The organism is Halobacteriovorax sp., from assembly GCF_041587335.1.
Lineage (GTDB): Bacteria > Bdellovibrionota > Bacteriovoracia > Bacteriovoracales > Bacteriovoracaceae > Halobacteriovorax.
The window spans coordinates 1-20,328 of sequence record NZ_JBFGYP010000050.1 but is presented as its reverse complement, the minus strand read 5'-3'; the positions used below and the strand labels follow the sequence as shown (position 1 = coordinate 20,328).

At 34.9% G+C, this 20,328-nt stretch carries 21 protein-coding genes; 5 read left to right on the top strand and 16 right to left on the bottom strand.

Going from position 1 to position 20,328, the window contains the following annotated elements:
- The 11 genes from ABX784_RS09040 to ABX784_RS08990 form a co-directional block, all read right to left on the bottom strand.
- Positions 1–626: FHA domain-containing protein (locus ABX784_RS09040; RefSeq protein ID WP_372654702.1), on the bottom strand; the 626-nt coding region annotated here is incomplete at its 3' end.
- Complete coding sequence (locus tag ABX784_RS09035) at positions 614–961, bottom strand: DUF192 domain-containing protein (protein WP_372654701.1); 348 nt, start codon at positions 959–961, stop codon at positions 614–616. The genes ABX784_RS09040 and ABX784_RS09035, both read right to left, overlap by 13 nt.
- Positions 961–2,175 (bottom strand): type II secretion system F family protein, encoded by a 1,215-nt coding sequence (locus tag ABX784_RS09030; protein ID WP_372654700.1) that lies wholly within the window; start codon positions 2,173–2,175, stop codon positions 961–963. Before ABX784_RS09030 ends, ABX784_RS09035 begins: the two co-directional genes overlap by 1 nt.
- Positions 2,176–2,258: 83 nt before the next feature.
- Positions 2,259–3,335, bottom strand: a complete 1,077-nt coding sequence (nagZ, locus tag ABX784_RS09025) for a beta-N-acetylhexosaminidase (protein WP_372654699.1) — start codon at positions 3,333–3,335, stop codon at positions 2,259–2,261.
- A gap of 68 nt (positions 3,336–3,403) precedes the next feature.
- Positions 3,404–4,228, bottom strand: coding sequence for an ABC transporter permease (locus tag ABX784_RS09020; RefSeq protein WP_372654698.1), 825 nt, complete (start codon positions 4,226–4,228; stop codon positions 3,404–3,406).
- Positions 4,229–4,242: 14 nt separating this feature from the next.
- Positions 4,243–5,154 (bottom strand): ABC transporter permease, encoded by a 912-nt coding sequence (locus ABX784_RS09015; RefSeq protein ID WP_372654697.1) that lies wholly within the window; start codon positions 5,152–5,154, stop codon positions 4,243–4,245.
- The gene (locus ABX784_RS09010) at positions 5,154–5,945 is read right to left on the bottom strand and encodes a hypothetical protein (protein ID WP_372654696.1); all 792 of its coding nucleotides are present in this window, start codon (positions 5,943–5,945) and stop codon (positions 5,154–5,156) included. The genes ABX784_RS09015 and ABX784_RS09010 overlap by 1 nt, the downstream gene beginning before the upstream one ends.
- Positions 5,946–5,948: 3 nt before the next feature.
- Complete coding sequence (locus tag ABX784_RS09005) at positions 5,949–6,794, bottom strand: hypothetical protein (RefSeq protein WP_372654695.1); 846 nt, start codon at positions 6,792–6,794, stop codon at positions 5,949–5,951.
- Positions 6,795–6,819: 25 nt separating this feature from the next.
- Positions 6,820–7,857 (bottom strand): rod shape-determining protein, encoded by a 1,038-nt coding sequence (locus tag ABX784_RS09000; protein ID WP_372654694.1) that lies wholly within the window; start codon positions 7,855–7,857, stop codon positions 6,820–6,822.
- Between the two features lie 30 nt (positions 7,858–7,887).
- Positions 7,888–8,973 carry an AMP nucleosidase gene (locus tag ABX784_RS08995; protein WP_372654693.1) on the bottom strand — a complete coding sequence of 362 codons (1,086 nt, stop codon included), beginning with the start codon at positions 8,971–8,973 and terminating at the stop codon, positions 7,888–7,890.
- Between the two features lie 348 nt (positions 8,974–9,321).
- Entirely contained in the window at positions 9,322–10,344 is a 1,023-nt protein-coding gene (locus ABX784_RS08990) for a hypothetical protein (RefSeq protein WP_372654692.1), read from the bottom strand.
- A 42-nt stretch (positions 10,345–10,386) separates the two neighbouring features.
- Here ABX784_RS08990 and ABX784_RS08985 point away from each other — a divergent pair, with 42 nt between their 5' ends.
- Positions 10,387–11,346 (top strand): glycosyltransferase family 2 protein, encoded by a 960-nt coding sequence (locus ABX784_RS08985; protein WP_372654691.1) that lies wholly within the window; start codon positions 10,387–10,389, stop codon positions 11,344–11,346.
- Here ABX784_RS08985 and ABX784_RS08980 read toward each other — a convergent pair.
- On the bottom strand, positions 11,336–13,318 hold the full coding sequence (locus tag ABX784_RS08980; protein WP_372654690.1) for an ABC transporter substrate-binding protein: 1,983 nt from the start codon (positions 13,316–13,318) through the stop codon (positions 11,336–11,338). The genes ABX784_RS08985 and ABX784_RS08980 overlap by 11 nt on opposite strands.
- A gap of 119 nt (positions 13,319–13,437) precedes the next feature.
- Positions 13,438–13,755 carry a hypothetical protein gene (locus tag ABX784_RS08975; protein ID WP_372654689.1) on the bottom strand — a complete coding sequence of 106 codons (318 nt, stop codon included), beginning with the start codon at positions 13,753–13,755 and terminating at the stop codon, positions 13,438–13,440.
- Positions 13,756–13,865: 110 nt separating this feature from the next.
- On the opposite strand from ABX784_RS08975, the gene ABX784_RS08970 reads away from it, so the two are divergent.
- The 3 genes from ABX784_RS08970 to ABX784_RS08960 all read left to right on the top strand — a co-directional run bounded on the left by ABX784_RS08970 (position 13,866) and on the right by ABX784_RS08960 (position 15,959).
- Entirely contained in the window at positions 13,866–14,567 is a 702-nt protein-coding gene (locus ABX784_RS08970) for an ImmA/IrrE family metallo-endopeptidase (protein WP_372654688.1), read from the top strand.
- A gap of 69 nt (positions 14,568–14,636) precedes the next feature.
- Complete coding sequence (locus ABX784_RS08965; RefSeq protein WP_372654687.1) at positions 14,637–15,194, top strand: hypothetical protein; 558 nt, start codon at positions 14,637–14,639, stop codon at positions 15,192–15,194.
- A 9-nt stretch (positions 15,195–15,203) separates the two neighbouring features.
- Positions 15,204–15,959, top strand: coding sequence for a matrixin family metalloprotease (locus ABX784_RS08960; RefSeq protein ID WP_372654686.1), 756 nt, complete (start codon positions 15,204–15,206; stop codon positions 15,957–15,959).
- On the opposite strand, the gene dnaJ is transcribed toward ABX784_RS08960, so the two are convergent.
- The 3 genes from dnaJ to ABX784_RS08945 form a co-directional block, all read right to left on the bottom strand.
- Complete coding sequence (gene dnaJ / locus ABX784_RS08955; protein ID WP_372654685.1) at positions 15,953–17,071, bottom strand: molecular chaperone DnaJ; 1,119 nt, start codon at positions 17,069–17,071, stop codon at positions 15,953–15,955. The genes ABX784_RS08960 and dnaJ overlap by 7 nt on opposite strands.
- A gap of 95 nt (positions 17,072–17,166) precedes the next feature.
- Positions 17,167–19,086: a molecular chaperone DnaK gene (gene dnaK / locus ABX784_RS08950; protein WP_372654684.1), complete on the bottom strand. Its 1,920-nt coding sequence runs from the start codon at positions 19,084–19,086 to the stop codon at positions 17,167–17,169.
- A 25-nt stretch (positions 19,087–19,111) separates the two neighbouring features.
- On the bottom strand, positions 19,112–19,684 hold the full coding sequence (locus tag ABX784_RS08945; protein WP_372654683.1) for a nucleotide exchange factor GrpE: 573 nt from the start codon (positions 19,682–19,684) through the stop codon (positions 19,112–19,114).
- Between the two features lie 222 nt (positions 19,685–19,906).
- On the opposite strand from ABX784_RS08945, the gene ABX784_RS08940 reads away from it, so the two are divergent.
- Positions 19,907–20,328 (top strand): hypothetical protein (locus tag ABX784_RS08940; RefSeq protein ID WP_372654682.1); only part of this gene is annotated, 422 nt, incomplete at its 3' end.

The following is a 20,328-nucleotide window of genomic DNA, read 5'->3' as shown; positions in this document are numbered from 1 at the left end:
GCTTCGAGAGCACGTGCATTTGTTCTAGCAATCTCTTCTGCGTAATGAGCACCACGTTCTGCTGTTTCCAATAGAAGTGTTCTCTTACTACTTTGAATAACTGGAAAAATTGTTAACGTAATAGTTATAATACTTAGAATAGTTAGCAATATTCCAAATAGAACTCTCCATTCATATTCTTCATTAATTCCGTGAAAAACAGGCATCAACTTATACTTAAATGCCCAAATTATTTTTGCAGGTATAGAATCTGGAGCAGGAGGAGTTTCTGTCATGAAGTCAATATCTTCATCATCCTCTTCTTCATGAGCTCTTTTCTTTATAATTATTTTCTTCTCTGCAACAAAGACAACTTGTAAAATAGAGTCAGGGAGCGCAATTTTATCACCATTTTTAATTGTGGCCCGCTTTATAATTTTACCATTTAAAAAAGTTCCATTCGAACTTCCTAAGTCTTGTAAGTAAGCCGCATCTTTAGTTACGGTAACACCCATATGTTTTTTAGAGACCCCATTTACAGGAAAGTGAATATCGCAATCTTCACTCCTACCAAGAGTATTCTCTCCATCATGGAGCTCAAACTCTTGTCCTCTAAGTTTTCCACCTACGACAACTAATTTGTACATATCATTTCCAATTGATCATCTTTTTTTATCTTATTCTTAAGTGATCCACTCTTTAACTCAAGCACTTGAGCTGCCTTAAAGTACATAAGAGTTGCGCGCCAAGGCTTCATATTCTCAATCACTTTCACTACTTTCAAATCTTTATCTAAAAATATAATATCGATCGCATATCTCATAAAAAATGTATGTATTGAATTACATTGCTTTATTAATAATCCATCAAATCCATACATATCCTTCTTAAACATAAGACCAATAAGCCTAGATACAAAGTCATCTGCTATTTGTAAGTCTTTACAGATAATTTCATCTTTAAATTTAACTATTTTTGCCACTACTTCTTACCTACAACAAGTTCTAGAATTATAGGTGCGGCAACAACGATAAATACTGCAGGAACGATCAAAAATAACATTGGAAATAATATCTTCGTTGCAGCTGTTGCCCCTGCTTTTTCAACCTCTGATGACTTTTTTTGTCTAATCTCTAAAGACAAGGCCTTTAGAATAGGACCTATCGATGCCCCTACGGAATCGGCAGCAATAAGAGTCGCACAGAACGATGATATTTGAATAAGATCTATTCTCCATGCTAAATTTCTCAAGGCCTCTGCTCGACTTGCACCAATTCTAATTTCTTTAATCATAGTTTCAAACTCTTCAGAGAGGGCCGTCTTCTTTGCTTTTTCCACAACTTTTGTCATTGCCGCTACAAAGTCTAAACCAGCCTCAACAGATAGTGCTAACATATCAACACAAAACGGCATCGCCATAATGACTTCTTTTTGTCTCATTTGAATTCTTCCCTTTATCCATATATCTGGGTAAACGAAACCTACAGCACCAATAATTGGAATTATACTTAGTGGCCAATCTTCTTCTAGAAAAACTCTCACGCCAAAGAACACAATAGGAAAACCAACAATAAGGAATATTTTAAATGAGAAGAAATCCTCTGGTGTAAGAACGTCAGTAAGTCCTGCTGATGCCAACTTACGTCTATACTTCTCCTTAATTTTCTTTTTGGATTTCATTGTGGAGACTATGGGGGTTACATATCTCTTAAAGAATGGCTTAGAATAACGTAGAACAATTCCATAGTTTTCAGGTGGTCCATGCTTCTTTTCACCATCTTCTAATTTTTCAGATGCTTTAAACTCTTCTTCATCCTGAAACATCATAATTGTAACAAGATAAACGGCCAGGCCAATTAAACCAATTGATGAGTAAAATAAAAGATCAGATCCTGTATCTCTAGCAAGTCCACCCTTTAAGAATTCACATGCATTTTCATGTCCTCCCTTACAGGCCTTATCGACTAGCTTTCTTCCCTTCGCCTTTGAAGCATCACTTTCAGCATTCAAATACATTTGCCCTGCTTCATAGCAGTTTGCCATTTGCCCACGTGCACATTCTTCATTCAGTAATGCTACAAGCTCTCTAGAGCTTAAATTTTCGTAACGAGCATTTTGTGCGAGTGTTTCTGTTGGCGCAATTAGCGTCAAGAAAGTCAGTAAAAGTAAAACGATATGATATCCCCATTTTTTCATCTAAGTATAGGATATCAAAAGGATGTAATTAGGATGCTTAGAGGCAAAAAAAGCATCCCATCTAGAATAATAGACTAAAGAGATTAGGAATTTAAATTTTCAATTTTTGTTCTAACTTCATCAATAAAAGCTTCAGAAGTCTTAGTTCCTACGACTTTACTTATTTCAGGAATATATACTGGACTATACTCTTTCAAATTTCTTTCTTTGCAATTCATCACTCTATTATAGCGATCTAGTACTGTTTCATTTTTTAAAGTTTGATTTTTCTGTGCTTGCTTCAGTCCCTCAAGCGCTCTTTTTGCAAACTCCATGTCTTTATACTCTATAATGTCTGCTCCAGCATTAATTGCCATCACTGCAGCTTCCTCGTATGAATATCTATCGGCGATTGCCTTCATTTGCATATCATCAGATATAATGAGTTTAGTATAACGCAATTCATCTCTTAAGATATTATATGCCTCAGGACATAGAGATGTTGGAAGATCTGGATTAATTTCTTCAACTATTACATGCGCCATCATAATAAATTCAACTCTAGACTTGATCGCTTTAATAAATGGTAGAAATTCTTCATTTCTTATTTCATCTAATGGTTTTTTTATAATTGGTAAATCAAAGTGAGAATCTTTAGTTGTACATCCATGACCTGGAAAATGCTTAGCACACGAAAGAATATTACTCGTTTGCAGACCTCGAATTACGGAAGATATATATTTAGATACTGTTTCAGCACTTTTCCCAAATGCTCTATCTCCTATAACTTTATTTTGTTCATTATTTACAATGTCACACACAGGTGCAAGGTTTAAGTTTACACCACAGGCCTTAAGCTCTTTTGCCATGATTTGGCTACACTCAAATACTGTCTTTGGAGAATTTAAACTTCCTAGCTCCATCATTGGAGGAACTTTAGTAAAGCCACTCTTAAATCTAAAGACACGGCCACCCTCGTTATCTACACATACAAATAACGGATATTCTTTTCTTGTTGTTTGAATCTGATTAATTAACTCAGCTAATTGCGCTGGAGATTCATAATTATTTGAAAAAAGAATTACTCCAGCAATATTTTCTTTCTCTAAGAACTTTCTCTCTTCTTCTAAAAGAGCTGTTCCTGAAATTCCTGTAATAATCAATTGTCCTAATTTACTCATTCTTCCACCTTTAGTAGATTAATCATATATTATTTTGTGACCGCTTGGAATCGGTGAAAGTTAACCTATTAAAAAGATTTTCTTGGATCTAAGTAATCTCTTAACCCATCACCTAGTAAATTTAATCCAATAATTAGTCCGGCCATAACTGCTGATAACGTAACGACCATATATGGTGCTTCTAAGAGTACTGTTTTAGCAATTGAAAGCATTGCTCCCCATGAATACTCAGATCCACCAAGACCTAAAAATCCTAATGCTGCCTCACTAATAATAACTCCACTAACACCTAAAACAATATGAACCATCATTAGAGGTAAAATTGCAGGAACAATCACTTTTAAAAAAAGTCTTAGCTCTGGAACTCCTACAGCTCTTGCACTTTCAACATAAGTTAAGTTAATCACCCTCATTGTTTCACCACGAGCAATTCGAGCGTAACCCGGCCATCCCGTAATAACTAAGGCAAATACTAAGCCCCAAAAGGATTGACCTGTGACTGACATCACCATAATTGCAATCAATATACTTGGGAAAATAAATATGAGGTTTATAATTAAGTCACTCCCAACCTTAATTACATTACTCCCTGTAACAGATAAATAACCAATTACGATACCAATACTTGCCGAAGTCAAACTAACTAGTAAAGAGACTCCTAAGCTATATGCAAGACCTGCTGATAAAATCTCTACAACAGATCGTCCATATATATCAGTCCCTAACAGAAAGCCATGATTACCAGGAAATACTAACTCTTTTGTCATATCTGTAACCGGGAAGTACGGGGATGTAATTGATCCTCTAATAAAGTAGCTATATATTAACCAGCCCACTGCCCAAACTAAATAAGATGAAAGAAGTACTGTACCAATTTTAATTTCTTTATTCATTTTTCTAGACATAACTAAGCCTGAATCCTTGGATCTATTTTGGAGTTACAAAAATCAACAATAAAGTAAACGCTCATATATATGATTGTTGAATAAATAATTACACCTTGAACAACTGGATAATCTCTATTTTGGATTCCTTCAAAAAGTAACATTCCCATTCCTGGTATATCAAAAATTGTTTCCGTAATCATTGTTCCAGCAAGAACTACAGATAACTGTATCGCTACGACATTCAATATTGTTGGCAAGCATACTTTTGTTAATCTCTTTAGTACCTGTAGCTCACTTAATCCTTTAGACTTAAGAACTTGTACCCACGGCTCTCCAGCTTCTTCTAAAAGTTTATTTCTAGAAACTCTCATTAGAACTGCACTTAATGGAATAATTAAAGTGATAAGAGGTAAGATAGTATGCTTCACTCCACCCCACTCGGACACTGGAAGTAAACCTAACTTAACGGAGAAAATATAAACTAATATTGGTGCTAATGAGAATATAGGAAAAGAAAGAAACACTAAAGAAACAATTCTAGAGACATTATCAAAAACACCTGTCCTTTTAAATCCTGCGACGATCCCAAGAAATGTTCCTATAAACATTGCACAGCCCACAGAGATAAAGGCCAGAATAACTGTCGGTCCCATATGCTTACTAATCAAAGTCTTCACTTCTTGTTTTTTAAAAAGACTTTCACCCATATCTCCGGTTACTACACCTACGAGATAATTTTTATATTGAATGATCATTGGTTGATCTAAACCTAGCTGAGCTCTGTATTTTATAATCTCTTCAGGCTTTGCCTCAGCACCCAAGACTTTTTCGACAGGGTCCCCAGGAGTTGCTCTTAAAACAATAAAGATTGCACTCACAGCTATAAACATTGTAAAGAAAGAGTATCCAAGTTTTTTAAGCGATTGTTCCATTAATTAATCTCCACCATTGAAAGTCCTTGAGATACCCAAAACTTTTTCATTAACTCTTTATTACTATCTAAAAAATAAAATATTGATTGTCCTGCAATATTGAGAGTAAATCGCCTCTCTCCATTTGCATTTCTTCCATCGTACTCAAATACACCTTCTGTAAAAACTTCATTAGGAATATTTAAGTATTGCTCCTGAAAGTAGGGATAACCTTCCCAAATAATAACAACCTTCATTGACCCACTGTCTCTTTTGATTGCTTGATCAATAAACCCTGTAGCTCTTGCACATTCAGTTAACTGAGAAAAGTAACAAAATACACCCATTGTTTTTGGAAATGGAAATACGCTCTTTCCCTGCCACTGTTTTTCAGGTGAGAACAATTTTACATCCATAGACTTCGTCTCTTCATTAACTTCCATTCGAGAGACATATTTTTTTCCCTCAAACCAAACACTATATTCTGAAATTTCTGGTTTCAAGATTGTTAGACTTTTCTTCAAGCTGCCTAGTTTTGATATAACAATGAGCTTTTCAAGCTCTTTAGAGCCGCCTGTTGCCTTTACTACTTTCTTTACAATGAATTGATTTTTACTTTTATTAAAACCTTTCTCTCTTTCGATCAAAAACTTTCCGGCCTTATCAGTAAGTTGAAACTTCTTTGTAACTTTATCTGTATTTCCTGAGTCGGGGCTACTCTTAAAAGAAAAAGGATTAGAAATTCCTACGCTCTTAAAATAGGCACAAGAGCTTATAAACATAAGACTAACTAAAAGAAGTACTTTCTTCATAATTTAATCCGCTAGAAATGATTCTATATTCTTATCGACTTCTCTAAATACTCCAGAAGAGTCCATAAATTTTAATAGATGACTTTTTAAGTCTTCGTTTTCATTAAAGTGTACGCCTATCTTCTTCATAGGAACTTTAGATGCCCTCGAATTTACATAATCAACAATATAGACGATATCAGCACATTTAAGAGTGTAAGGCTTCTCATCAAACATCAGAGTAAATTCAACATTACTTGATTCCTCTAATCCTACAAAGTAACCAGTCTCTCTATTGTTCGCACAAAATGATAAACCACTACTTGAGATATCTAAAATTCGAAACCCCATTAGCTCTGCAACACCATCACTTTCACCAACAATACTTTTTCGCCTTTCTGATACAAATGTATCTATTGCACTTGAAGGCGCTTCATTAAATCTATTCAGAGAAATAATATTACTATTATTTTCATCAGAATAAACTTTAAAGTAAGCGTAAACTTGATGATGAGGAAATGTTAGTAATCTTTCATTAGCACGCTTTTCACTTTTGAAAACGTCTTCACCTAACTTAACAACGACTCTACCATTCTCATCAGAAACAAGATCACCTTTTGCAAAGTAATCCACACCATTATAAGAAAAATTTACAAAAACTCTTTTTAGTAATTTATGAGACTCGATCAGGTTATTTGAAATATCTAGAGAGAGTACTTGCTCTTTATATTCTTTTACAAAGGCAAGTACGGGCTCTTCGCCCTTACTCCAGACTCTAATAGGCTTTTCGCCATTTACAAAACTTGAGATCTTTGAAGAGATCTCTGATACGTTCAATCCTGTGAACTTTTCTTTAGAGCTTTCCACCATGAAAGCCACCTCGTCATTTAAAGATTTATGATAATGTAGCAACCTGTCTTAATAAGTGAATAGACTCTAATGCCTTTCCACAACCTCTAACTACACAAGTTAGTGGATCTTCAGCTAAAGAAACAGGTAAACCAGTTTTTTCTTTTATTAATACATCTAAATTAGCAAGCAATGATCCACCACCAGCTAAGATAATTCCATTATCAACTATATCAGCAGCAAGCTCAGGAGGTGTCTTCTCAAGAGAGACCTTAATAGACTCAATAACTTCTGCAATAGGATCTGCAAGTGCATCTCTAATTTCATCAGAAGTTACTTCGATAATTTTTGGAGCTCCTGCAATTAAATCACGCCCCTTAACTTCATAAGTCTTAACTTCATCATCAAATGGATATGCATTACCGATAGACATTTTAATAGCTTCTGCAGTTCTTTCACCAATCAATAGAGAATATTTCTTTTTGATATATGAAGTAATCGCTTCATCAAATTTATCACCTGCAACTCTTACTGATTGAGAGTAAACAATACCACCTAGAGATATAACAGCGACTTCTGTAGTTCCACCGCCAATATCAACAATCATATTTCCAGAAGGTTCAGTAATAGGAAGTCCTGCTCCAATCGCTGCCGCCATCGGCTCTTCAATTAAATAAACTTCTCTAGCACCTGCTTGCTCAGCAGATTCTTTTACAGCTCTTTTCTCAACTTGTGTAATCCCAAAAGGAATACAAATTATAATTCTAGGCTTAATTAATTTTGATCCAACAAGAGATTTCTGTATGAAGTACTTTAGCATCGCTTGAGTAACTTCAAAGTCAGAGATTACACCATCTCTCATTGGTCTAATTGCCTTAATACTACCTGGAGTTCGACCAAGCATTTCTTTTGCTTCTTTACCTACAGCAAGTACCTTATTAATACCTTTCATACCTTGATGAACAGCAACTACTGAAGGCTCATTTACAATGATCCCTCTATCTTTAGCGTAAACAAGACAATTTGCAGTACCTAGGTCAATTGCTAAATCATTTGAAAACCAATCTAATACTTTCTTGAACATTATGAATTCCTTATTTTTTATTTTCTTAAATTACCAATTATAATGTCTTACTTTCTCACCTCTTTCAGCAATGTCGGCCATAGCCTCAATACCAAGTTCGATGTGAATATCTGTATATTTCTTAAATACTTCTTTTGCAGAACTCTTAGTTTTAATCCCACCTTTTTTCATAGGGCAATCAGAGATAAGTAGTAATGCACCAATATTTACCTTACTGACAAAACAAGCAGTAAATAGAGCAGCGGTTTCCATCTCTACAGCTAGAACTCTCTCTTCAATTAAATTCTGCTTGAATCTATCGTCGAATTCCCAGAATCTAAAGTCTGTCGAGTGTATAGTCCCTGTTCTATAATCATGACCATGCTCAACTAAAATTTGAGAAACAAATTTTTGTACTTTAAATGTTGGTAATGCTGGAACCTGTGGAGGTAAGAAATGATCAGAAACACCTTCACCTCTAATTGAAGCGATAGGAAGTACAAAGTCACCCACTTTAAGTGAAGTATGAACCGAGCCTGCTAAACCTAAAAATAATACTGCTTTAGGGTTAACAACAGAAACTAGTTCACCAATTAGTGCAGCCATTGCTGAACCAACACCAAACTCAATAATTGTTACTTGTGCCTTTTTCGAAGATGAGGCCTTAAAAGCAGAACCTTTCGTATAATGAGAGTCGTCTAATAAAACATTAAAACGCTCAATATAGTAATGAAAGTTTGTAAGTATAATTTGTTGTTGAAAATCACCAATCTCATGACCAGTATATCTTTCAAGCATATCTATCGCGATTTTCTCTTTGTCTTTATTCCAATGAATTCTTCTTGCACGTAGCTTTGCTTTTTTCTCTTCAACAGAGTTTACCTGACGCTTTGTAGATAAACGCACTAGAGAATATGGATCTACAGAAGCAGCTAACTCACTACTTGCAGTTGATTTAACTTTTAGAGTACTTGCCTTCTTACTTTTCTTTAAGCTAGCGCGAACAGAACTCTTAGATGAAGCTGTTTTCTTAGAAACTTTCTTCGACTTTGTCGTAGGTGCTTTCTTTTTTGAAACTTTTGTCTTCTTCTTTGACGACGTTGTCGTTTTTTTCGCTGTCTTTCCTTTGACGGCCATAGTCGAAATCCTTTTTAAATAAAAAAAATACAATAATAAAATGTACCACTTGGCCCTTTTTATTGACAACACCTAAGTGACTAAAATCCCCATAAAGACAAATAAAAGCCACATTGCTGCAGCTAATCATTATATATCTCAGATTTTGAATTTTTGCTTGTCAGAGTGGGTCATTTTTCTTAGTATGAGGAAACTAAAATTAGATATAACACATAGCAAAAGGATATCTCATGGGAATGGGTAGAAAAAGAACAATTACAAAAATGAAGCAAAGAAAAGGTCAAGCTAAGAAAAAAGCAAGAATCTTAAAAAGAATCCAAGCTGGTAAAAAGTAAGGCCTATAAAGCCTTACTTTTCTTTTAGAAAATCATATAATATTTCCGCATTCAATTTCGGGTTGTTTCCTGTTTCGTATATATAGAAATCATTTCTTGATATTATTCTACACATACTTATAAATCTATAGAATGCTATTTTTACTTTTACAAAAAAGTCATTAATACCTTTTTCCCAAAAATATTCAAATATCATTGGAAGACCAAATCCAATAACCATGTTGTATCCAAGATAATAAAACTTCTGAATAATGTTTGCTTTAATTATTCTACTGCTTGAACCATCAACTCTTTTTCCTTGAAAAAATATCTGCTTTAAAGCGTCTTTCTTTGAAGCTACTTTATTCGTTATACCGTCGATGGAAATTAATACTTTAGTGCCATACTCTTGTCTTTTTAAAAGATATATATTCTCTTCTGCTTTCTTTATATTTTTAATAATATCTGGGTAGGCTCCAAGTCTTAGAGGAAAAGGTAAAATCTTACCAGACTTATCTATCAAAGGTGTATCATCAGAGAGAAGTTCAATATCATCATAGTTTAATAAATGAGAAAGAAGGGTACTCTTTCCCCCGCCCATTTCCATCATGAAGACAGCATCTACTTCTCCAAGACGAAAAGCCATTCCATGAATACGATGCACTCCCATCAAATCCATTTTCTTCCCAACTCTAGATAGTATGATCAAATAAGAAAGCTCATGTAAAAGATCTTCATCAAGAGAGTAAACCTCTACCACTTCTTTAGAGTAATCAATAATAGTTAAGGCCTTATTGCCATACTTATTAAAACGGATAGGACCTTCATCGTATGTAATTGAATACTTTCTATTAAAGGTAGGTTTTCTATCAGGAACTTTCTCAAACGGTGGATTTTTTTTATATACAATTATTTTCAAGAAAGTTTCATCACTCTCTAAATCTGATTTAAAATATGAAAAGTCTTTATCTAATTTTCTCTTGTTTTCGACAGAGTCATTGAAAACAACAACCTCAAGATCAAAGAAATTAAATTTATTACGATATTCTGTTAACATGTGTTTATAATAAGACAAAACAATATTTAGCAAAAGTTTATTATGAAATATTCAATTTTAATTGTTACATACGATAGAGCAGACTTATTACAAAAATGTATTTCAGAAATACGTCACCAAGCTCCAGAAGTTCCAATTCTAGTTGGTATTAATGGTAATGATCCAAAAAGCTCACAATATCTTCAGAACATTTCCCAAGTGACCTTCAAGTCTTTTCCTAAAATGACTCCTGGAGAGGTGAGAAATGAACTTATTAAGCTAGTTGAGACCCCTTGGATATGCTTTTTAGACGATGATATTATCCCCTGCGAAGATTACTTCAAAATAGCTCAAGGTAATATAGAGCTTAAGTCTCTAGATATTTTTGGAGGACCAGACACTTCATATCCAAATGAAAGTCGACTTGAAGCTGCAATTTCTCTTGCTTTAACTTCTCCACTAGCCACAGCTCATTCTAGAAAACGGCATGTCGTTTCTAATCAATTTAAATCAGATGCTACTGAGCAAGATCTAATTCTCTGTAATTTATGGATGAAAACATCTATTTTTCATAAAGAAAAAAATAGCTTTGATAGTAGATTTTTTAGAAATGAAGAGAATGTGTTGTTAAATAAACTATTGAAGGAAGGAAAGACTACTCACTATTACGGAAACCTATTTGTTCACCATAAGAGAAAGAGTAATTTATTTCATATGATTTTCACTGTAATGAAAAGTGCAAACTTTAGAATGAAATCATTTCTTTTTTATCCTAATAGTTTCCAACCTATCTACTTAGTTCCAAGCATAGCATTCTTGTACTTAGTATATATTGCATTATTTCCAAGTGTATTATTATCTATACCACTATTCATTTACTTGATATCCCTTATCACATTAAGCTGGAAAATATGCTCGAAAGAAAAGAGAATGAATCTTTTCTTTCAAGTTATTTTAATTCAGGGATTGATTAATTTGAGTTACGGAATTGGATTTATTTCTCCACCAAGGCCTATAAAGTAGCCTTGGCCTCTTCACTTTTAGCCTCAAGAATTACTTGTTCTATCTTTCCTCTTTTAAGCTTTAAAGGAACCATTTTCTTAAGCCATACTCCATCATTTAAAAACCAGGCTCCAGTAATTCCAGACAAGTTTTCTTTATTCCTAATAATCATTTCTAACTCATCTCTTGTCTCAGGAGAATTATCCGAAAGAACGCTACTTATTACTCTAAAGGCATCATAAGCTCTCATCTCAATTAATCTTGGTTTGATCTTATATCTATCAATAAAGTTATTAACAAATGTATTATCTTTGATACTAAAGTCATCTCCAACAAAATAGAGAGAACCAAGCTTATAGCTCTCTCTACTTAAGGCCTGAGATCTCCAGCTTGGACCACCTATAATATTTAGATTAAAAGCATCAAAATAAGTAAATGATGGAATTATTTGTAAGGCCTCATTAGGAAATGCAGGAATAAAGACCCAGTCAAAATCTATAATAGGCTTAAGGTTTTGTATTCTTCTTGTTGAATGATTTTTTTCTAAAGAGTGAATGTCTTCCATAATTGAAAGCTCTTCTTCTCTCTCTCTTTTGTATTTTAGACCAAGAAGCTTTTGAATAGTTTCTCTGTGGTCAGTCTTACTTTTATCATATGTCTTAACATTGGTTACTTTAACATCGTGAATCTTAGCCTTTCTCCAAAATTCGTCAATATAGGCCCTTCCCCTTTCAGAATCAGGATATATTGCTGCGGCTTTCTTTCCAAAATGTGCCAGCATCTCTTCAGAAAAGAGGTTATCGACAAGAGACTCTACAGAACCAGGAATTTCTAATAGTAGGTGATTTTTTTCCTCTTTAGGTAAGTAAATTTGAGATAGAGAAATAAAGAAAACACCATGTTTTCTAGCTTCTAAGTATTCTTTTGTAGCTTCAGATGAGAATAATCCTCCGATTATTACAGAAACATAGTTTTTTTCTACTAGCTCTTTAACCCTATAGGCCCCAACAACTCCACTTCCTTCACTATCTTTAACAAATATTTCAAATGGAGGTTTTCCTTTTAACTTACTATTGAGCTCTCTAATACCATTATCTATTCCAATTAATGCTCTTTTACCAAACTCTACTTTATCTCCTGTCCTAGGAAGAATAACTCCAATAGAGTGTGGATTCATTTTCGTAAAGTTCTCTAATCTAAACCTAAAGTTCGCGACTAATAGAGATACTTCTTGAAAGTTGCTATATCTATCTTCTACCCACTCTAAAAGTTCTTTAGCGTCCTCTTTCTTACCTTTATAGTACAACTTTTCAGCTTCTAAATAACCGAGATAACCTACAACTAAGATTGGCTCATCTTCAAACTCTTGTAATAATCTTCTCTTTTGCTTTTCTTCTAGCTGAAAAAATGATCCCATCAATTTTTCATACATTACTTCAGACTTCAGTGCACTGAGAGAATCTATGGACGAAAGGTACCAAATAAGCGACTTCATCGCACTAGAAGGCTTCTCAAGTTCATTTGCAATATTAAAGTTTAACTTGTGAAATTTCTTACTCTCCACTGCTCCTAAGTTTTTAAATTCAGTTATTGAAAGAGTTGAAAACGCCCTATCTAAATAACCCATTTTATAATATGAGCTGGCTAGGTTTAAGTGAATTTGAGCTGTTAAGTTTTTATCAAGTCTTGATGATGACAATGCCATTTCAAAATTATAAATGGCCTGCTCATAATTTTTCCCACCAAAATTAATTACACCAATCAAATTTCTTCGAAGGGCCTTCTCTGTTGGTAAAAGTGTTTCAGTTTGATAAGACTTCAACTTTTTTAAAGCGACTTCAGACTGACCTTTTTTATAATCTTCTTTTACTGAAGTGATAAAAGTTAAAAATTTCTCAGAATAAAGGTCACTCGGATCTCCTCCAGAAAGAAGAGATATTCCAGTGCAAGAGCTAAACGCAAATAATATAATAGTAAAAATAATCTTTTTCATGATTTCTTCTCTTTTAGTCCGTTAAAAGTAAAAGACAATTGTACGGTATGCAAAAAGAAAGAGCTAGGCTGTTTTTATATGACACCAGTCAGCATTCGCTATATATTTAAGATATTTAACTAATCCCAAATAGAAAAAAAGACAGAACTCACTGGAGGCTCGCTCATAAAGTCTTCCATAGCTGAATATACACCTCTACCAGTAGTTAATGAACAAAATGAAACGCCATTTGCATGTGCACTAACTTTTATCGAAGTAAGCTTCACAATATTTATTTCTTTTTCAGGACAATTCTGCTCTTTCATCACTTGTATAATCAATCCCTTACAGTTCTCATAAGAAGGAGTATCGTTTGTTGTTACCTGAAATGGTAACTCACAAGCAATTGTAGAGCCTATTGAAAGTGTTATAAATACAAGAATTTTTAGTAAGTTCATATTATCTCCAGTTAATGGCACTCTAAAGCATCCAACAGAAAATGTAGCTCCTATAAGTAATTTTTACTTAATCCTCTACTCTTTTTTCATATCAAAAGATAGAACTCCTTATGAAAAGAATAGTCCTTCTACTACTACTTTCGCTCAATAGTTCAGCTTCAATTAATTTTGAAGACTTTATAGATTTAAAAGATGCACTTTATAGAGCTTTTGATGAGCTAAAACCAAATAGTGAACATACTCTAACCGTTAACAACACCTACAACTTACCTGAAGACTATTGGTGGAGCCTCGATGTAGTACACGCCTCGTACTCAAGACAAGGGAACTCACATAATATCTTCCTCTTTGGTGGATTCGCTAGGTTGAGTGAGATGAGCCTCGACGGACTTGCTATTACCGCCTGCCATGAGATTGGTCATGGGATTGGGAAAGCTCCTTTTAAAGACTCTGGTTCTTCTACGGAAGGACAAGCTGATTACTTTGCCACTAAAATATGCTTACCAATAGTTTTTAAATATCTTGCTCAAACAGTCGAAGTATCAAAATCTAAATTTAACCTCAATTTTTGTAGAGAAAGTGAGAACAATCACTACTGCTTAAGAGCTCTTACTGCACTTGAAAGTAATATATTCTTCTTTAAAACCCTTGGAGATACTGTTCACTTCAGTACTCGATCAACTGAAGTTGCAAGAGAGCTTAATACTTCTCCTACTTTCTATCCAAGTTCACAATGCCGTCTAGACACTAGCCTAAACGGTGTTCTAAAAAAACCGAGACCTGCTTGCTGGTATCCCATGGTACTTAACTAAAACACTCTAGAACGAGCGCGTCTTTCTTCTTAAATAAAATTTATTACTATGTAACGACAGGAGCTGACGTTGCTAAAAATTATCATTCTTACTTTAAGTTTAATTACATCCATAAATTCTTACTCCCTTGTAGGTGCTGGAGGGTATGTCCCCTTTGGACTTAGTACACAAAAGGAAGACGATGGCTCTAGAAGAACCTTTTCTTTTGAGCCATATATCTTTGTAAATACTATATTAAGAGCTCCATTCAACCATATATTTATGACTGAATTTGGATACGTTTTTCACACTTCAAAAAAGTATGATGAGTACAAGAAGTCTACGATGTTTCTTCTTTTAGACCTTGGCTATATGTTGAGATCAAACTTAGTTCTTCGATATGGAATAGGTATATTTAAAACCTCCATAAGCTCTGATGGAGCTGCAGTAACCCTTGCTAATGGAACTGGAACATCTACATTTTACCGTCCAAGTGAATCTAAAACTACCTACAACACAACATGGAATCTTGGAATTGAAAATTCTTGGAACAAGCATTACGCAACAAAGCTAGAGTTCTATCTATTTGAACCCATCTCATCCAAAAGAGATATTAGCTACTCACTCTCAATCGCTTACTACCTTTAGGATTTTTATATGTATAAACTATTAATAATATTTCTGCTTCCATTTAATTCTTTTGCATTCACGCTAACGACCAGTCCACCAACTAAGTTTTCAGCGAATGAAATAACAGTAAATGTATCAAGTGATAGCTGCGCTTCTGCAGGTATGACTAACTCAGTACTACTCGATATGGTCGAAGAAGCCGCAGAAGAATATTGGAATAGAGTGACCACTGCAAACATAAAGATTATAAAAGGAAGTATTGTTTCCACAACTTTAAATTCAATGACATCTATAGGACAAGCAGCATCTACAACTTCTCCTAACACAATAATTGTTGGATGTAGTACTAATACAACATTATTTCCAAGTCCTTCTAGTGACTCCACACTTGGAGTTGGTGGCATAGGGAACTATTCCGATGGACCAAAAGGGGCCTTTCTTGTAAATGCCAATGGTAACTTTATCAACCAAGGACAATCAGAAAAAACAGCAGTAATTGCACATGAACTTGGGCATGCACTTGGGCTAGGACACTCTTCGGATGAAGTTGCTTTGATGTATTATTCAGTTGGGGCGAAAACTCAGGAGCGTTTAACTATGGATGATAAGGATGGACTGACTTATCTCTACCCTAATGAAGACAAACTGCCTGCAAGCTGTGGTGCAATTACTCATAATAAAGATAGAGGTTTATTTAGCTTAAGTCTTATTGGATTAATGATGATGGCACTTCTATATTTAAAAAAGAAAAGGCCTTCATTTGAAGGCCTTAATTCTTATTGAAATAAGTTTTTAACTTTATCGAAAAAGCCGTTACTCATCGGATGAGAAGATTCTGTGTCAAAAGTTGATAACTTTTGGAAGAGCTCTTCTTGCTCCTTTGATAACTTTTGTGGAGTTTCAACATGGATATGCATGATTTGATCACCATTACCATATCCACCAAGTCTTTGAATCCCCTTTCCTTTTAATCTCATTTTCTTTCCAGATTGAGTTCCAGTAGGAACTTTAACTGAAACTTTTCCATCAAGAGTTGGAACTTCAACCTCAGCGCCAAGAGCTGCCTGAGAGAATGAAACAGGTATTGTACAGTGAACATCAAAACCATTTCTTTCGAAAAGTTCGTGTTCTTTGATATCGATGACAACATAGAGGTCACCAGCAGGTCCACCTTTAGAACCAGCGTCACCTTCACCAGTTAGCTTAAGTCTTTGTCCATGATCAATTCCACCTGGAACTTTAACCTCAAGCTCTGTTTTCTTTCTAGTTCTTCCATCACCATGACAAGTTCCACAAGGGTCACTTACTGTTTGCCCTGCTCCAGAACACTTAGGACAAGTTTGAGAAACTGTAAAGAAGCCTTGCTGTCTTCTTACTTCACCCATACCACCACACATGTCACAATTAACAGGTTTAGATCCATCTTTACCACCTGTTCCATGGCAAGTTTCACATTCTGCAAGTCTTGTCAGACTAATATTTTTTTCACAACCAAAAGCAGCTTCAGAGAAATCAACCTCTAAAGTCATTTGTAGATCATTTCCTGGTCTAGCAGCCGAGCGTCTACGCCCGCCTCTACTTCTTCCACCACCAAAAATATCTCCAAAGATATCTCCAAGGTCTCCAAAGTCTCCAAAACCGCCACCACCGAATCCACCTCCGGCCTGTCCGTCTACACCTGCGTGTCCAAACTGATCGTAACGAGATTTCTTATTCTCATCTAAAAGAACTTCTGCTGCCTCTGAAGCTTCTTTAAACTTTGCTTCAGCCTCGGCATCATCAGGGTTTCTATCAGGGTGATATTTCATGGCCTTTTTTCTATAGGCCTTTTTAATTTCGTCCTTACCAGCGCCTTTTTCAACCCCTAGAACTTCGTAATAATCTCTCTTACTCATAATATTCCTTATACGAGGAAGAGGTGTTGGATGATTTTAACCACCGAACACCTCTACATCATTATTTATTCTTTCGGCATTAGCCTTCTGTGCAATTAAACTTCTTTAAAGTCTGCATCAACAACATCATCGTCGTCTTTCTTAGCTTGTCCAGCTTCTGGCCCTGGTTGCTCACCACCCATATCTGGCCCAGCTTGACCTTCAGCACCTGGCTGTTGGTACATTTGTTGTGCAATTTTATGAGAAGCGTTCTGTAGTCTTTCTTGCTCAGCTTTTAACTCATCAAGAACTTCAGACTCTAGTTTCCCTTTTGCAGCTTCAATTGCAGCTTCAAGTTCTTTCTTATCACCTTCAGCTATTTTATCTCCACCATCTTTAATCATTTTTTCACTGCTAAGAATTAAAGCATCTAAACCATTTCTAGTATCAACGATTTCTCTTCTTTTAGAGTCAGCATCTTTATTAGCTTCAGCTTCTTTAACCATTCTTTCGATTTCATCATCAGAAAGTCCTGAACCAGCAGTAATCTTAACTTCTTGCTTATTACCTGTCGCTTTATCAACAGCAGAAACATTTACGATTCCGTTAGCATCGATATCAAAGATAACTTCAACTTGAGGAACACCTCTTGGAGCTGGAGCAATTCCTGTTAGATCAAATCTACCAAGAGTTTTGTTATCATTAGCAAATTCTCTCTCACCTTGAAGTACGTGGATAGAAACAGCTGGTTGATTATCTTGAGCTGTAGAGAAAACTTGAGATTTCTTTACAGGAATTGTTGTATTTTTGTCGATGATTTTAGTTGTTACACCACCAAGAGTCTCAATACCTAGAGAAAGTGGAGTTACATCTAGTAAAAGAACATCTTTTACGTCACCAGCAAGTACACCACCTTGAATGGCAGCACCAGCAGCAACTACTTCATCAGGGTTAACACCTTTAGAAGCTTCCTTACCAAAAATCTCTTGAACTCTAGCTTGAACAGCTGGCATTCTTGTTGAACCACCAACAAGGATAACCTCATCAATTTCGTTCTTATCAAGTCCAGAATCTTCAAGACAAGTTAAACATGGTCTTGCAAGAGCTTCTAAATCTTTAGCGATTAAAGACTCAAACTTAGCTCGAGAAAGGTTAATGTTTAAATGCTTTGGCCCTGAAGCATCAGCAGTAATAAATGGTAGGTTAACGTCAGTGCTATTTACATTTGAAAGCTCATGCTTAGCTTTCTCTGCAGCCTCTTTAAGTCTTTGAAGTGCCATTTGATCTTTTCTTAAATCAATTCCTTCAGTCTTATTGAATTCTTCAGCTAGGAAGTTAATGATATCTTCATCAAAGTTTTCTCCACCTAGGAATGTATCACCGTTAGTCGCCTTAACTTCGAAAACACCGTCAGTCGTAATTTCAAGAATTGAAATATCAAAAGTACCACCACCGAGGTCAAATACAGCGATATTCTTATCTACTTTTGAATCAAGTCCGTAAGCAAGTGCCGCAGCAGTTGGCTCATTGATAATTCTTTTAACTTCAAGACCAGCAATTTTACCAGCATCTTTTGTTGCTTGTCTTTGAGCATCGTTAAAGTATGCAGGAACAGTAATAACTGCTTCAGATACAGACTCACCTAAGTAGTCTTCAGCTGCTTTCTTTAGTTTCTGAAGAACGATTGCAGAAATCTCCTGTGGAGACATTTCTTTTCCATCAACTTTAACCCAAGCATCACCGTTTTTATTTGCAAAGATTTCAAATGGAGCAACATCAGCAAACTTCTTAGCTTCTGGAGTATCTGCCTTACGACCGATTAGTCTCTTAATTCCGTATAATGTTTTAGTAGGGTTTGTAACAGCTTGTCTTTTTGCTACTTGACCAACTAAGTTGTCACCGTTGCTAGCGAAACCAACTACTGAAGGAGTTGTATTGTGCCCTTCTGCATTAGCAATAATTTTGTACTTTCCGTTTTCAAGAACCGAAACACAAGAGTTTGTTGTACCTAAATCTATTCCAATAATTTTACCCATGGTAATCTCCTTTATTATTTTATAATTAATTTTTTACTATTATTACTTTTGCCGCTCTTAATAAACGACCATTTAATATATAACCTTTTTGAAACTCTGAAATAATCTCATCATTCTCTTTTCCTTCAGCAGGCTGCTGCGCCATAGCTTCATGAAAATTAGGATCAAAAGTTTTACCTACAGATTCTATTTCTGTTAACCCATTAGATAGAAGAACATCAGAAAATTGTTTCTTAACCATATCTACACCTACGTAAATATTTTTAACTTTTTCATCTTCATCATTTTCAATAGCTGTAAGTGTTCTATCTAAGTTATCTAAAACATCTAATAAAGATGATAGAACTTTTTCATTTCCATATTTAAGAAGATTATCTGTTTCTCTAGCCTGTCTCTTTTTAAGATTTTCCATCTCGGCTGCTAGATAATAAAACTTCGCCTTAAAGTCTTCTTGCTCAGCCTCAGCTTTTTCTTCTTCTGATTGCTCTTCTTTAACTTCTAAAGTTTCAACGTTGTCATTTTCATTCTCAATCTCTTCAGAAATTGGTGCACTCTCTTCAACTTTAGCTTCTAAATTTTCAGTATTTTCCGTAGTCATTTTATTTCTGCTCCTAAAGCTTATTCATATCTTTCTATAAGATGGTTTCAAAACGATTAGTGTCAATACTAGAAAAATAAAAAACTTTCCTCACAACCTACATATAAATAAAAACAAGGCCTTAGAGCTTTGGCATCATACTTGTAACTATATTAGTAGATAAAGGACATACTTAGATAAGTACCTGAAATAGTGTTCAACAGCCAGCTAAGGAATTGACGAGTGTCGAAAGTTAAGACAATTATTCTTCTTCTCATCCTATCTTGTAATGTATTTGCAACAGGCATTGATGTGTCTGAAGAATATTTATTTTCTAAAACACAGATCCAAAATCAATCGTTCAATAAAGAGCTTTTAATCAGTTATCTCAAATCTCAAACTATTCTATTAATCCCAGGAGTTCTTTCTCAATCATTTAGCTCAATATCGAATCAAAAAATTAAAATTGACTACCTTATTGGTGACATCTTCAGTGACCACGAAGACTGGTTAATTGAGCAAGGACTAAACTATGAGTCCCTCGACATAGAATCTGAGGCATCCCCACAAGAAAATAAGGAATTCATCATCCAAGTATTAGAAGATCTACCTGATGATATTATTATTTTCACACACAGCAAGGGTGGACTTGATACACTAGAGGC

Excerpts from the sequence above, each read along its gene's own strand:
- ABX784_RS09030 (WP_372654700.1), bottom strand. The coding sequence starts at position 2,175 with ATGAAAAAATGGGGATATCATATCGTTTTACTTTTACTGACTTTCTTG.
- nagZ (WP_372654699.1), bottom strand. The coding sequence starts at position 3,335 with ATGAGTAAATTAGGACAATTGATTATTACAGGAATTTCAGGAACAGCT.
- ABX784_RS09020 (WP_372654698.1), bottom strand. The coding sequence starts at position 4,228 with ATGAATAAAGAAATTAAAATTGGTACAGTACTTCTTTCATCTTATTTA.
- ABX784_RS09015 (WP_372654697.1), bottom strand. The coding sequence starts at position 5,154 with ATGGAACAATCGCTTAAAAAACTTGGATACTCTTTCTTTACAATGTTT.
- ABX784_RS09010 (WP_372654696.1), bottom strand. The coding sequence starts at position 5,945 with ATGAAGAAAGTACTTCTTTTAGTTAGTCTTATGTTTATAAGCTCTTGT.
- ABX784_RS09005 (WP_372654695.1), bottom strand. The coding sequence starts at position 6,794 with ATGGTGGAAAGCTCTAAAGAAAAGTTCACAGGATTGAACGTATCAGAG.
- ABX784_RS09000 (WP_372654694.1), bottom strand. The coding sequence starts at position 7,857 with ATGTTCAAGAAAGTATTAGATTGGTTTTCAAATGATTTAGCAATTGAC.
- ABX784_RS08995 (WP_372654693.1), bottom strand. The coding sequence starts at position 8,973 with ATGGCCGTCAAAGGAAAGACAGCGAAAAAAACGACAACGTCGTCAAAG.
- ABX784_RS08990 (WP_372654692.1), bottom strand. The coding sequence starts at position 10,344 with ATGTTAACAGAATATCGTAATAAATTTAATTTCTTTGATCTTGAGGTT.
- ABX784_RS08985 (WP_372654691.1), top strand. The coding sequence starts at position 10,387 with ATGAAATATTCAATTTTAATTGTTACATACGATAGAGCAGACTTATTA.
- ABX784_RS08980 (WP_372654690.1), bottom strand. The coding sequence starts at position 13,318 with ATGAAAAAGATTATTTTTACTATTATATTATTTGCGTTTAGCTCTTGC.
- ABX784_RS08975 (WP_372654689.1), bottom strand. The coding sequence starts at position 13,755 with ATGAACTTACTAAAAATTCTTGTATTTATAACACTTTCAATAGGCTCT.
- ABX784_RS08970 (WP_372654688.1), top strand. The coding sequence starts at position 13,866 with ATGAAAAGAATAGTCCTTCTACTACTACTTTCGCTCAATAGTTCAGCT.
- ABX784_RS08960 (WP_372654686.1), top strand. The coding sequence starts at position 15,204 with ATGTATAAACTATTAATAATATTTCTGCTTCCATTTAATTCTTTTGCA.
- dnaJ (WP_372654685.1), bottom strand. The coding sequence starts at position 17,071 with ATGAGTAAGAGAGATTATTACGAAGTTCTAGGGGTTGAAAAAGGCGCT.
- dnaK (WP_372654684.1), bottom strand. The coding sequence starts at position 19,086 with ATGGGTAAAATTATTGGAATAGATTTAGGTACAACAAACTCTTGTGTT.
- ABX784_RS08945 (WP_372654683.1), bottom strand. The coding sequence starts at position 19,684 with ATGACTACGGAAAATACTGAAAATTTAGAAGCTAAAGTTGAAGAGAGT.